11 protein-coding genes are annotated in these 12691 nt (G+C 64.8%); all 11 read right to left on the bottom strand.

Annotated elements, in window-relative coordinates:
- Nucleotides 1-101: 101 nt before the first annotated feature.
- The 11 genes from KWG56_RS10055 to KWG56_RS10005 all read right to left on the bottom strand — a co-directional run bounded on the left by KWG56_RS10055 (nucleotide 102) and on the right by KWG56_RS10005 (nucleotide 12690).
- A complete protein-coding gene (locus tag KWG56_RS10055) occupies nucleotides 102-1943 on the bottom strand; it encodes an acyltransferase family protein (RefSeq protein WP_244999461.1) in 1842 nt (613 codons plus the stop codon).
- A gap of 83 nt (nucleotides 1944-2026) precedes the next feature.
- On the bottom strand, nucleotides 2027-3355 hold the full coding sequence (gene hglS / locus KWG56_RS10050) for a 2-oxoadipate dioxygenase/decarboxylase HglS (protein ID WP_219354654.1): 1329 nt from the start codon (nucleotides 3353-3355) through the stop codon (nucleotides 2027-2029).
- An 88-nt stretch (nucleotides 3356-3443) separates the two neighbouring features.
- Complete coding sequence (msrA, locus tag KWG56_RS10045; protein ID WP_219354653.1) at nucleotides 3444-4094, bottom strand: peptide-methionine (S)-S-oxide reductase MsrA; 651 nt, start codon at nucleotides 4092-4094, stop codon at nucleotides 3444-3446.
- Between the two features lie 92 nt (nucleotides 4095-4186).
- On the bottom strand, nucleotides 4187-5557 hold the full coding sequence (locus KWG56_RS10040; RefSeq protein ID WP_219354652.1) for an O-antigen ligase family protein: 1371 nt from the start codon (nucleotides 5555-5557) through the stop codon (nucleotides 4187-4189).
- A gap of 10 nt (nucleotides 5558-5567) precedes the next feature.
- Entirely contained in the window at nucleotides 5568-7847 is a 2280-nt protein-coding gene (locus KWG56_RS10035) for a GumC family protein (RefSeq protein WP_219354651.1), read from the bottom strand.
- Between the two features lie 36 nt (nucleotides 7848-7883).
- On the bottom strand, nucleotides 7884-9194 hold the full coding sequence (locus KWG56_RS10030; protein ID WP_219354650.1) for an outer membrane beta-barrel protein: 1311 nt from the start codon (nucleotides 9192-9194) through the stop codon (nucleotides 7884-7886).
- Between the two features lie 102 nt (nucleotides 9195-9296).
- Nucleotides 9297-9779 (bottom strand): hypothetical protein, encoded by a 483-nt coding sequence (locus tag KWG56_RS10025; protein ID WP_219354649.1) that lies wholly within the window; start codon nucleotides 9777-9779, stop codon nucleotides 9297-9299.
- Nucleotides 9780-9942: 163 nt separating this feature from the next.
- Entirely contained in the window at nucleotides 9943-10413 is a 471-nt protein-coding gene (locus KWG56_RS10020; RefSeq protein WP_219354648.1) for a hypothetical protein, read from the bottom strand.
- Between the two features lie 51 nt (nucleotides 10414-10464).
- Nucleotides 10465-10782, bottom strand: coding sequence for a hypothetical protein (locus KWG56_RS10015; RefSeq protein ID WP_219373660.1), 318 nt, complete (start codon nucleotides 10780-10782; stop codon nucleotides 10465-10467).
- An 83-nt stretch (nucleotides 10783-10865) separates the two neighbouring features.
- Nucleotides 10866-11570 carry a helix-turn-helix domain-containing protein gene (locus KWG56_RS10010; protein WP_219354646.1) on the bottom strand — a complete coding sequence of 235 codons (705 nt, stop codon included), beginning with the start codon at nucleotides 11568-11570 and terminating at the stop codon, nucleotides 10866-10868.
- Nucleotides 11571-11646: 76 nt separating this feature from the next.
- Nucleotides 11647-12690, bottom strand: coding sequence for a LacI family DNA-binding transcriptional regulator (locus KWG56_RS10005; protein ID WP_280638375.1), 1044 nt, complete (start codon nucleotides 12688-12690; stop codon nucleotides 11647-11649).
- Nucleotide 12691 lies beyond the last annotated feature (1 nt).

The raw sequence follows: 12691 nt of genomic DNA, 5'->3' as shown, positions 1-12691 counted from the left end.
GACGCGGAATGCTGCACTGCAGCGACTTCGCCTATAGTCGATCACATTCGCGCGATTTTCAATCACGCGATGTTGATCTGAGCGAAAAAAAGCGTGGATTCCTACCGCGGATTTGCGATCACGGCCTCGTGAAGGCCGTCAAGCGGCGCTTCGATGGCGAGTTGTCGCAATTTTCGCTCCAGAACCCAGGCGGCGACCCCGACCCAGCATACCAGGACGATGGCGTAGATTCGCTCCCACCACCCGACATTGGCGTCATTGACCGTGCCGGGGAAGACCAGATGCTTGGTCATGACGGTCAGGATGGCCATCAGAACGAAGGTCACGGCCAGGAAGATCTTCAACCGCGTCAGGTCGTTTCGCGCGGCCAGGCCCCACAGAAGCAGCAGGGGCGCCAACTGGATGCCCAGACCCAGGTTGATGACCATGTGGCGCGGGTCCGGCCATGGATAGAGGGTCGACAGCGACAGGCCTGCGCCCGCCAGAATGAAGACGATGGCGATGACAGCGGCCGGGATGCGTGCGCGCGTCAGGGCATAGATGGTCAGGCCGAAACCGATCCCCGCCAGGGCCGCCATGAGCCCGGCTGCGAACAGGCCGGCGTTGAAGATCATCGGCTTGCGCGCCGTGGCCCCGCCCAGCTCGCTCAGATACTGGGTGGCGTTGTTGAAGTCGGGATAGGCGGCGATGGCGACCGCGACGACCAGCAGGGCGATCACGGGGGCTGCCACCCCGACGCCCAGCAGATGCCGACGACGACGATAGGGCGTCCTGGCCTCTGGCCGCAGGTCGATGGGCCAGGGCTTGTCGTCCAGCGGCTTCAGCCCCCACAGCGGCCGGATGAAGGGGATGCGCTTGACCACCTCATAGATGGCCAGACTGCCCAGGAAGGTGATCAGCACCAGCGACAAAAGCTCCACCGGCGCCGACAGATTGGCCGGGCGGATGATCCAGACCGCGATCACCAGAACCGTCTGGTGCGCCAGATACAGGGGGAAGGTGGCCTCTGTCAGATACTTCAGCACCGGGCTGGACCTGTCGCGCAGATACAGGCTGCCAAAGCCCAGGATCGCGGTGATCACCGCCCACTGGTCGATGCCATAGACGATGGCCTTGGGCACGCCCCAGAAGGCCCGCCCGCCCGGATGCCAGACCTGGGCCATCATGATCGGCAGGGCGACGGCGGCCAGGGTCACGCTGACCCAGCGCAGCCGCTCCATGTCGCGCCAGATGCTCTCGCGGCCCACGATGGCGAAGCCGAAGACGAAGGCGACCAGCGACAGGGCGTGATTGTACCAGTCCACCGTCAGGGTGTTGGTCAGGCCGAAATAGGGGAACAGGGCGATGCGGATGAAGATCAGATAGAGGATCGGCAGAACCAGCACGCGCCAGCCCCGCAGATGCTGCTCCAGCCAGTCGCCGATGCGCTGGATCAGGCCGGGCTGGCGCCACAGCAGGATCGTCACCGCGCTGTAGGCGGCGATATAGACGATGAACCACAGATGGTTGACCGGAACGCCGTCCATCAGGCCGCGCCAACTGAACTCACGCGCCATCCAGTCCAGATAGCCGTCCATGCCGCCGGGCCAGTTCGCCTTGTCGCGCGCCTCGATCCACGACTGCAGCGGCACCAGCGCCACCGTGCCGAACAGCAAGGGCGGGACCAGACGGGCGAACCGGGCGCGGGTCACCTCACGCGGCGTTCGGCGCAGGGTCATGAACCGCAGGGCCGCGCCGGACACCAGAAACAGCAGCGTCAGCCGCCATGGGTTGGTGATCAGGATCGCCTCGCGCATCCACTCGAAGGTGTGGGCGCTGTGCACGTGCCAGCCATAGACGCCGTATACCAGGCCGACGTGATACAGGATCAGCAGGGCGAAGGCGCTTACGCGGATCCAGTCCAGATCATAGCGACGCGCAGACGTGGCAGAAGACGAGGTCACGGGCGCGTCTATGATCCGCTCCGTACGGTCAAGCAAGCGGGCGAATGGTCTCGCTTGAGCCGGTCTGGGTTGTGGCTTGCCGCTCAAACGGCTTCAGGTTGCGCAAGACCGAGGGCGGTCAGGGTGGCGGCGATCGAGGCGTCCTGCGCGGCCTGATACAGCGCCATCTCGTCTTGGACCGGCCGACCCAGCGCCTTTTCGAAATCGGCCTTGGCCGGATCGACCGCATAGGCGGACGCCCGCGCCTCAGTTCCCAGATTGGACTGGAAGATGCCCGCTGCGCTGACGGGCAGGAAGTCCTCATAGGTGATGGGTTCGGCGATGACGTGGCCCAGGTCGATCAGGGCTTCCAGATCATCGGTCTCGGCCCGCGCAGCCAAGCCTTGCGGCGTCGCGCGATAGCGGAACCAGCCCAGGCCTTCGCGACGCATGGCGGTCCAGTCGTCGGGCAGGGCGGAGAAGTCCTTATTGACCAAAGCTTCGTCATACAGGGCGCGGCCTGTCGGGGTCAGGGCGCAGCCGCGCTGTTCGATTTCGCCGAAGCGGGCGGTGTGCGCGCCTGCCACGGCGCCGGCGTCGGACGGGAAGGTGATCGGCTCCTGCAGCGCCTTGAAACTGGTCTGGCGCAGCAGGATGGGGCATTCGCGGGCTGGCGGACCTTCGATGGTCTCCTTGGGCGTGATGCCGCGCGCAGGCATGGCGGCCTGCGCGGCGTCGATGTCCAGCGTGCGCGGCGTCAGGTGGTTGATGTGCGGGCCCTTGAAGCTGACCACGTCGGCGATCAGGCGGTGCGCGGCGACCAGACGCTCATAGGTTTCCGCGCTGACGGTGGCCTGGGCGTGCCAGCGGAAGGTCTCCAGCAGTTCGGCGACGAACTTATCTGTCTGCGCCTCGTCCAGGCCGCCCGTCCGTTCCGCCGTGTCGATCAGTTCGCGCGCGCCGGGGGTGAAGATGTCGCGCCGCGCCAGGGTCGCCGCCGCCTCTTCACGCAGCGCTTCGTCCTCGATCAGCTCCAGCCGCAGCAGGGACGTGAAGACCCGGAACGGATTGCGCGCCAGGGCGGCCGGATCGACAGGCCGGAAGGCGGTGGAGTGAACCGGCACGCCAGCGGGCGCGAGGTTGTAATAGCTGACAGGCTCCATCCCCATGACTGCAAAGGTGCGGGCGATGGTGGCCAGTTCGTCCGCCGTGCCGACGCGGATGGCGCCGTGCCGCTCCTGCGACAGGCGCGCCAGTTCGCCTGACGCCGCCAGCCGGTCGGCGTTGGCGGTGTCGGTTTTCAGCGTCTGGGCGTTGATGTCCGCCACCAGGGTCAGCAGATCGCCGTATTGGGGCACCTCGGCGCGGTACATGGCCGACAGGGCGGCCGAGAAACGGCTGCGGATTTCGTCAGGATGGACGAAGGCGGACATGGACGGCTCCCTTGGTGTTTTGACCCATCCCTACCCCGGCAGGTCGCCGGGCGAAACCCGGCGACCTGGGGCGTTTTGTCGGACGCGGTTAGGCCTGAACGCCGACGCCGATGGGGCAGACGACGCCGGTGCCGCCAATGCCGCAATAGCCATTGGGGTTCTTGGCCAGATAGCCCTGATGATAATCCTCGGCGAAATAATAGACGCCGGCCGGTTCGATCTCGGTCGTGATGACGCCGCGCCCCGCCTTGGTCAGGGCCGCCTGATAGGCGTCGCGCGACGCCTCGGCCTCACGCTGCTGTTCGTCGTTCAGGGTGTAGATGGCCGAGCGATAGGTGGTGCCGATGTCATTGCCCTGGCGCATGCCCTGGGTCGGGTCGTGGTTCTCCCAGAAGGCCTTCAGCAGTTCGGCATAGGAGGTCGCCTTCGGATCAAACACGACCTGAACCACCTCGGTATGGCCCGTGCGTCCTGTGCAGGTTTCCTCATAGGTCGGGTTGGGCGTGATGCCGCCGGAATAGCCGACCGAGGTGACCCAGACGCCGGGCAGGTTCCAGAAGATGCGCTCGACGCCCCAGAAACAGCCCATGCCGAAGATGGCGGTCTGGAACCCCTCGGGGTGTGGGCCCTTCAGCGGGCGGCCCGTGACGAAATGCACCTCGTCCGTATGCAGCGGCGTGGCGCGGCCGGGCAGGGCGGTTTCCGGCGTCGGCAGTTCGGCGGTCTTGGTGAACAGCATGGAGCGTTCCTTTTCGGCAATCGTCTTCAGCGCCCATATGGGGACGTCGGATCGACTTGCCCAGCGGGAGAAGGCGTTCGCCGCGACCTTTGTCAGGCGCGGCTTTGTCCGAACGCGAACTGAAGCCCCAGCAGGAAGGCCCAGAAGGCCGCGATGGACGGCGTCTGTAAGGCGTAGTCCGTCGTGCCGTGGATCAGCACCACCAGGCTGGCGGCGACCAGACCGCGCGCCGTCGTCTGGCCCTTGCGGACCTTGCCCGTGCGCCAGACGCCTACGGCGATGATCACCCCGATCAGCAGGACCATCGGCGTGGCCCCGACAATGCCTGCCTCTTCCAGCCACTGGATATAGAGGTTGTGGGTCGCGCGGATCAGCCAGAGATCCTTGTAGTTCTCCGCCGTCATGATCTGGCTGTTCACGTCGTTGAACGTGCCCAGGCCGTATCCGAACAGCGGCGAATCCAGGAAGGCCTGCCAGTGGGCGGTGAAGATGCTGGTCCGCACCAGAGTGTCGCGATCCAGAGCATCGAAACGCGACCACAACAGATCATTGCCGCCAAGCAGCAGAACGGCGCCGACGACCAGCAGCACGGCGCCGCTGATCAGCACCGGCAGACGGCGGCCCTTGTTCTCGATCATGTCCCACAGCAGCAGCACGCCCGCCGCGACGACGGTCGCCGCCACGCCCATGCGCGAAGCCGTCAGCACCAGGCAGGTGACGAACAGCAGGACAAAGGCCAGCGGCACAGCCACTTCGCCCAGTTGTTTCATGACGTCCGCGCCCTTGGCCTGACGCCAGCGCCGCAGCAGGTTGGCCAGACCGATGACGGTCAGAATGCCGAAGACCGAGGCGCCGCTGTTGGCGCTGAGGAAGCCGCCTGACAGACGCCCGCCCGCCATGATCTGCCCCCCGGACAGGAAGCTCAGCAAGGCTATGGCCGCATAAACGGCGCCGAGCGCCAGCAGGACATCGACCGTTGCGCGCGCCCGGTCCGACCGGGCGCCTTGCAGACAACCCAGGACGAAGACGCAGCCCAGGCCCACCAGCTTGGTCATTTCGAGAATGGTCGCCGACCGGTTCACGGTCGACGATCCGGCCATGTCCGCCCAGGTCCAGATCGGATGAGGGCCGCCGGGCGTGAATGGCGTCAGGCTCCATGCCGCCACGCCCAGTGTGATCAGGAACAGAACGGCCAGCGGCCAGACCGGCTTCAGGTCAAAAAGCCCGATGCGCGCAGGCGGCGCGGCCAGGGCCGCAACCAGCAACAGGCCCAGCACCACGCTCAGCCACTGGGCCGCGGCGACATGGTTGGCGCCAAAGGTCAGGTGGGCGGCGAACAGTAGGGCTGGGACGACGCCCAGCATGATGCGACTGCGCCAATCAACGCGCTCCGGGCCGCCCTTTGAGGACGGCCCGGCAAACGCCGTAGAACGGCGACGACGACGATGTGAGGTCTCAGACATTCAGTCCGCCTCAGGAGGCGTAGTACTTCTTATATTCAGAATAATAGTAGCCGGAGTCGCCGTAGCCGTAGCGGGCCTGGGCGTTCATATCGACCTGCGTCAGGGCCAGACCCGAGACGTGGGCGCCGGATTGCTCCAGCAGCTTCAGGGCGTTGGCGATGGCCTTTTCAGGCGTCTTGCGCCAGCGGGCCAGAACCACGGTCGCATCCGAACGCGAGGCCAGAACGCGGGTGTCGGCGACGGCCAGAACCGGCGCGGTGTCCAGGATGACCAGGTCGAAGCTTTCACGCAGGGTAGCGATCAGCTGGGTCATGGCCTCGGAGCCGAACACGTCCTTGGGCGTGAAGCTGTTCTTGGCCAGCGGCAGGACATAGGCGCCTGACGGTTCGTCCAGCAACAGGGCCTGGTCCAGGGTGGCGCTGCGGTTCAGAACCTCGATCAGGCCCTTTTCAGGCTCGACGCCCAGCAGTCGGTTGACGTTGCGGCGACGCAGGTCGCAGTCGACCAGAACCACGCGGGCGCCCGACTGAGCGGCGACGCGCGCCAGACAGACCGAGGTCGTGGTCTTGCCTTCAGCGGGCAGGGCGGAGGTCAGGGTGATGACCTTGGTCTGTTTGCCGACGCGCGAGTACAGGATCGAGGCGCGCAGGGCGCGGACCGACTCCGCGAAACCGGACAGCGGCTTCTTGAGGACATAGTCGACCGGGGTTTCGTCGCGGTCCACCGGATCGGCGACCGAAGACATCATCGGCACCGAGCCGAGGTTGGGCAGGCCCAGCTTGCGCTCTACGTCCTCGGCCGTGGTCAGGCCCGAGTCGAGCATTTCAGCCAGGACCACGCCTGCCAGACCGCCGCCGATGGCCAGCACGAAGCCCAGGGCCAGGTTCAGCGGGATGTTGGGCGAAGACGGCTTGGTCGGGATCTTGGCGCGCGACACGACGCGGGCGTCGGACTGTTCGATGCCTTCCGAGGCGCTGGTCTCTTTGAAGCGGTCCAGGAAGCTCTGGTACAGAGTCTGGACGGACTGGGCGTTGCGCTCCAGTTCCGACAGACGGACGCCGGCCGCGTTGTTGGCGGCCAGGGTGCCGCGGGCGCCGCCCAGGCTGGACGCCATGGAGCTGGTGCGTTCACGGGCCACCTGAACGCGGGCTTCCAGGTTGGAGATGATGCGTTGAATCTCGGCCTGGATCTGGCTGTCGATATCGGCCAGCTCGCGTTGGGCGCGCAGCATGTCGGGGTGGCGGGGGCCATAGCGGCTGGACAGGTCGGCGACCCGGCCCGAAACCTCGGCGCGGCGGGCGCGCAGTTGCTGCACGACCTGCGAACCCAGGGCTTCACCGACGTCTTCGCCGGTCGAACCGGCGGCCAGCTGACCGCGTGCAGTGCGCAGACGGGCTTCCTCTTCGGCCTGCTGGGCGCGGACGGTGGCGAGCTGTTGGTTGTAGGTCGAGATTTCCTGCTCGGTCAGTGTGGCGCCTTGCGAGCTCAACAGGTTGTTGGCGGCGCGGTACTGGGCCACAGCCGCATCGGCCTGTTGCACTTCAACGCGCAGTTCGCCGAGACGATCGTTCAGCCAGACATTGGCCTGGCGGGTGGCGTCGAACTTGGCTTCCAACTGCTCCAGAAGATAGCGATCGGCGAAGGTGTTGGCGATCCGCGCAGCCTTGGCCGGGTCTTCCGACGCGAAGCCGACGTTCATCACATAGGTCAGACCGGCCCGGCGGATGCTCAGGCGCTTCAGCACCGCATCAACGACCTGCTCCTTCTCCTTCTGCGCGGCGACAGCGTCGAGACGGTCGCGGGCCGCGTCAGGGGCGGCTGCGCCGAACAAGACGCCGATGCCGCCGATTACCGACTTGATCGGGCCAGGGTTGCCGAGAGCGTTGTTGAATTCGGGATCATCCTGCAGTTTCAGCGTATCGACGACGCGCTCAGCCAACTGGCGGGATTTCAGGATTTCGACTTCGGTGTCGACGACGCTGGAGTCAGCCGACAGGCCGGAAAGCACCGCTGCCGAATCGACAACCTGAGCCTTGCGGGTGTCGATCATCAGATTGGCGGTGGCGGTGTAGAGCGGTGTCGCCTGAACCGTGACGACGATGGTCGCCACCATCACCAGAATGGCGACAGCCAGAAACAGCTTCAACCGACGGCGGAAGACGGCGATCAGGCGATGAAGATCAATCGCCTGGCCGAGGGAGGCGGACCAGCCGCCTCCCTCTCCCCATTCACCCGAAGGCTCGCCCCGTGAACCGGCTTGTGCCGAGCGCGCGTCGAAAATCTGATTCATGAGGAGACCATGCTGTCGGAAATGACAGCCTTACGCTTAGAACTGTGAGACCAAGGAGAGCATGACGCGGTTCACGTTGTACTTCACGCCCGCGTTCGCGCCGTCCGAGGACTGCTTCAGGTGGCTGGCCGTCAGGCTGACGCCCAGGTTCCGGTTCAGCAGATAGGTGCCGCCCGCAGCAATGCTGAAGCGGTCGTCATCGCGATCAATGCCGTTGTACTCATCACGGTTGAAGTTGGTGTTGGCGCTCAGAATCACGTTGCGCAGCAGTTCATGATCCACAGCCAGGCCCACGCCGTTCGACAGATAGCCGCCCGAGCCGACGATGCCGGAATCTTCAATGGTGCGCGAACCGGTGACCGTTAAGGTCGTCAGTTCCGTGGGGAACCACTGCACCTGGGCGCGGGCGCCGAAGCCGTCGATGTTGCTGAAGGCGGCGCTGTCATACTCTTGGCTGATGTAGCCGACGGCGAGCTCGCCGCGGGCGACGGCGCCGACTTCGAAGTTGACGCCGACCAGAGCTTCATATCCCGAGGAGTCGCGGTTCGGATCGGTCGGGGTCGAAGCGACCTTGTAGCTTCTGTCATTGCCAGTGACCTGCACGAAGAAGGCGGTCGCGGGGCTGAAAGCGTAATCGACGCGGCCCGACAGGCTCGAGACGTCACGGTCGCGGTTGGTCTGGTCGATGACGGCGCCCGTCAGGGTTTCACCATTGCGATAGTCGAACGAACGGAAATCACCACGACCCGACAGCTTCAGGCGCCCCGTGACGCGCGTGGCGGCGATGAAGGCCTGCGTCAGATCATATTCGATCGGCTTAGCGCTGGCGACCGGGGTGTTGGACGAGGTGCGGGGCTCCGTCAGCTCCGCATAGTCGGCGCCGAAGGCGATATTGGCGGCGCGATTGATATCGACCCGACCCGAGGAGCCGATGCCCCAGTTGTTGGTGTCTTCAGTGCCGTAATCCGAATAGCGGCTGAAATCGCCGCGCACATAGGCCTGAAGGAAGTGGCGGGACCAGCCGGATTCCACAGCCAGTTCAGGCTTAACGCGGAAAATAATGTCATCCACAGCGCCGTTTTCGGTGGCGTAGACGTTGTCGTTGAACTCGACGTCGGCCTGAAGGCGCGGGAAGACGGTGAAGGCGCCGGCCGGCAGGCCGAGAGCTTCATATTCGGGGTGAGCGCGGTCACGCACAGCGACTGCACGGTCACGGGCGAACAGATCTCCCGACTGAGCCAAGGCGGCGCGAAGTGCGCTGTTGGACGATTGCGCCGAAGCCATGCCGGCGGGGGCAATCGTGGTCACGGCCGCGACAAGCGCCAGCCCTTTCCGCATCACGGACATGGTAACCTCTAAATCTTATAGGGCGAGCCAAGCGAATCGGCTCGTTTCATATGCAGCTTGAATTAAGGATCGGGCCGGATGTCGAATCCGGCCCGACACAGATTAGTTCTTGGCCGGACGGTAGTCCGAGCCGCCGCCGCCGCCGCCGCCGGCCGAGGGCGGTGCGCCGAGCGGTGCGCCGCCGACGGCGCCGCCCGAAGCGGCACCAGCGCCGGTCGGGTTCGCGGCTGCCGAAACTTGGGATTGAACCGAGCCGACGGCTGCAGCGGCGGCCGGCGACAGGGCGCCCGAAGCGGCCAGTGCGGCGCGGGCAGCGCCCAGAGCAGCCGTAGCTGTCGCGGGGCTTGCACCGCTGACGGCGATGGTTTGCTGGATGGCGGCTTCAACAGCAGCCTGGGTTTGTTCGGCTGAGAGGCCCTGGGCAGCAGCATCTGCCTGAGCCTGGACGACCGCAGCCTGGATTGCGGTGCTCAGCGCCGCGACCTGATCTTGTGCGACGGCCATGGCGGGAACGGCCACGACAGCCGTGCCAGCCGCCAGCGCAAATGCGCGCATGGCTGCAGCGATAAGAACGGACTTGTACATGGTGGCCCCTCCGATAGGTGGTTAAGTTAGTGTGTGCACTATGCCCGAACCGTCTAGCTTAATGCCAGCGTTATTCAAAGAGCTTGGCAGTGATGTTTTTCGCTGTTGCGAAAAGGAAACGGTTCAGCTTGTCTGAAGCCGCATTCATTAACCTTGTCAAAGCCTAAGGTAAAGGCAGGGCTTTGGATGTGTAACGTCGTTTTTCATCACTTCGCTGAAAGGCATGGGCGACAGAGGCTGTTGCAAGCAAGATCAGCATCAACCACCCTGTGGCATTTAGCAGCAGGCTGGTGGTGGCCGTGTGAATGCTGTCGTCGAGCAGGTTGGATAGATGCAGGAGAACAGCGAATCCTTGCAGGCCCATCAGAAGAACAAGCCACCGGTCGCTCCAGCGGAAGACAACTAGGCCGTACGCCAGAAAGACGAGGATCGAGCGAAGCTGGACCATCCACTCGACCTGATTCAAATCCAACGCGGACATCAGGACGTACAGGCCCAGCGCATCAACCAGAGCGATGATCGCGCAGGCGCGATGAGACGGTCCGCCCAGCAACAGCGCGACGGCGATGACGATGAACCCCGCAGCAAAGCCCAGAATTTGATAGAGCGTGGCGAGTGCCTGAAGCAGGTCCATGGCGACCCTCCTGGGGGCACCATGGACAAGGGGGCGGGGGCGGTAAAGACGTCAGGCGCGCAGTTGCACGATGTTTTCAATGGCTGCCGTCGGCTTTGACGGGACTTCTTTTGAGTTGCCAGGAATTTCCGCGACGGTGATGCCCAGTTTGCGCTGCACCGCCGACAGGCTTCGGTGCGCCTCAATCAGGGAGCCGCGCGCCGTGGTCATGTCGGTCAGTGCGGAGCAGACGGAGGCGACGGCGGGTTGGGCCCAGGCGCCGTTCACGCCGGCCTGAATTTGCAGCTGCGGCAGTTCGGCGACGAGAAGCGAGGCGCGCGACATCGCGTCATCCATCGCGCGTTCGGCTTCATTGATGATGGCGGCCACGCGGGCTGCGGCCTGCAGTTGATCGGACATGAGGGAGCTCCACCGCGCGACGGCGGTTTGCTGAAGTTGAATTTCGACGGGATTCAGGGCTGCGCTTGGATCGACTGGACCAGTCTCTGCAAGGAGACTGCGCCGTAAAGCGCCGCAGGCACGATGATCGCCAGTCCAAGCGCGATGCCGACGGCTGTCAGCAGTCGCAGAAACGGGCGACCGGCAGGGCTTAACTGTGGAGCGGTCTCTTCGGCAGGTCTGACAGGCAGGACGCCGAGCACAGGATCTCGAACATCAACATCTGTCCGGACAGAAAGGGCGCCTGTTGTTGCAGGGCGGACACCAGGAACGGGATCATGTTCCGGTGCGTACGTCCCGACGCCACCAGCTCCAGAGCCTTCTGGAAGTCGCCGTAGGTCATCGGGGGCATCAGGTCGTCCGGCGAGATCGGTTGCCGAGCATGGTCTGTCATCGTCATTTGTTCCCTCCACGTGAACAGGTGGAGGAAAGCCGACAATCATGTCCGCGCCTATTGCGTCTGATTCCCTATGGGGATTTTCCCCCATGGGCTGGAGTGCGCCTTCATCAAGCAGCAGCCGCACGGCCTCGTCGCGGGATGCGACGCCCAGCTTCCTGCAGGCGCTTGCGACCTGGGCGTCGATCGTCTTTGGGGCCTTGCCGGTGAGCCGGGCGATCTGCTTGCTGCGGTAGTGGGCGGCGACATAGGCCATCACTTCGCGCTCGCGATCGGTCAGCAGGTTGGCGGGACCTGGCTTGTTTTCGGCAAGCGGCGTCATTTTAAAAGGTTAATGCCTTCTCAGGGGCGGCGTCCACCCCTGACGGTAAAGCTCGATTCGGCGGCATGGGTCTGATTCAGCCCGCACCTTTCGCAGCGGTCGATCCGCGTTCGACAAAGTCAAAGGCGACCACGCTGCTGTCGGGAAGCTCGGGGACGCCGCTCTTGAACCGGATCAGCAGGTCAGCGGCTGTCGAGGTCATTTCGGCGATAGGCTGAATTACAGACGACATGTCGGCGAACCTGGCCAGGGGCGTATTGTCGAAGCTGATCACAGACAGGTCTTGCGGCACCGACAGGCCGTGCTTCTCGGCGGTGCGCAGGGCGGCCAGAGCCATGCGGTCGTTGCTGGCGACGACGGCGGTGGGCGGCGAGGGCAGGGCCAGCAGGGTCTCCATAGCGTCGACTGCGGACTCATAGCTGAAGTCGCCGCGTCCGATCAGGGCTTCATCAAGTCCGCCAATGGACGACCTCATCGCCTCGCGATAGCCATCCAGCCGGGCGCCGCTGAGCACATACTGGTCGCTGCCGGTGATGAAGGCGACGCGGGTATGGCCCAACTCCAGCAGGCGGCGAGTGGCGAACTCGGCCGCCTTGCCGTCGTCCATCGAGATCGAGAAGCCGTCGCCCGTGGCCACAGAGCCGATGCGGGCGAAGGGCAGGCCCAGCTTGGACAGCAGGCCCGTGATGACGGGGTTGTCGGAGTGCGGCGGCGTCAGGATCACGCCGTCAGGGTGCAGGGCCGAAATGGCCGCCGTCACTTCACGTTCGACATGTTCGGACCCGGTGTCGACCAGTTCAAAGATCATGCGATAGCCGTGCGTCTCGCACTTCAACATGCCGCCCATCAGCATCTGGTCGACCCAGTCCGTGCCTTCGCCCGAGCGCCAGCCCTCGATGGTGCGTTCCTTGTCGTTCAGCGCCATCAGCAGGAAGGAGCGCGAGCCGCCCATGCGCCGCGCCGCCAGGCTGGGCACGTAACCGAGCTTGGCCACGGCGGCCAGAACGCGCTCCTGCACGACCGGACGCACGTTCGGCTCCTTGTTCATCACCCGAGAGACGGTCTGAAGCGACACGCCGGCCTCTGCAGCGACGTGTTTGATTGTAACCGCTCGGCGCAAA

The sequence above is a fragment of the Brevundimonas nasdae genome (assembly GCF_019395145.1).
In the GTDB taxonomy this organism is placed as follows: domain Bacteria; phylum Pseudomonadota; class Alphaproteobacteria; order Caulobacterales; family Caulobacteraceae; genus Brevundimonas; species Brevundimonas nasdae.
This window is presented reverse-complemented; position numbering and strand designations above follow the sequence as displayed.

What these genes read in the sequence shown, in the direction of transcription:
- hglS (WP_219354654.1), bottom strand. Translation starts at nt 3,355, where the DNA reads ATGTCCGCCTTCGTCCATCCTGACGAAATCCGCAGCCGTTTCTCGGCC.
- msrA (WP_219354653.1), bottom strand. Translation starts at nt 4,094, where the DNA reads ATGCTGTTCACCAAGACCGCCGAACTGCCGACGCCGGAAACCGCCCTG.
- KWG56_RS10040 (WP_219354652.1), bottom strand. Translation starts at nt 5,557, where the DNA reads ATGTCTGAGACCTCACATCGTCGTCGTCGCCGTTCTACGGCGTTTGCC.
- KWG56_RS10035 (WP_219354651.1), bottom strand. Translation starts at nt 7,847, where the DNA reads ATGAATCAGATTTTCGACGCGCGCTCGGCACAAGCCGGTTCACGGGGC.
- KWG56_RS10030 (WP_219354650.1), bottom strand. Translation starts at nt 9,194, where the DNA reads ATGTCCGTGATGCGGAAAGGGCTGGCGCTTGTCGCGGCCGTGACCACG.
- KWG56_RS10025 (WP_219354649.1), bottom strand. Translation starts at nt 9,779, where the DNA reads ATGTACAAGTCCGTTCTTATCGCTGCAGCCATGCGCGCATTTGCGCTG.
- KWG56_RS10020 (WP_219354648.1), bottom strand. Translation starts at nt 10,413, where the DNA reads ATGGACCTGCTTCAGGCACTCGCCACGCTCTATCAAATTCTGGGCTTT.
- KWG56_RS10010 (WP_219354646.1), bottom strand. Translation starts at nt 11,570, where the DNA reads ATGACGCCGCTTGCCGAAAACAAGCCAGGTCCCGCCAACCTGCTGACC.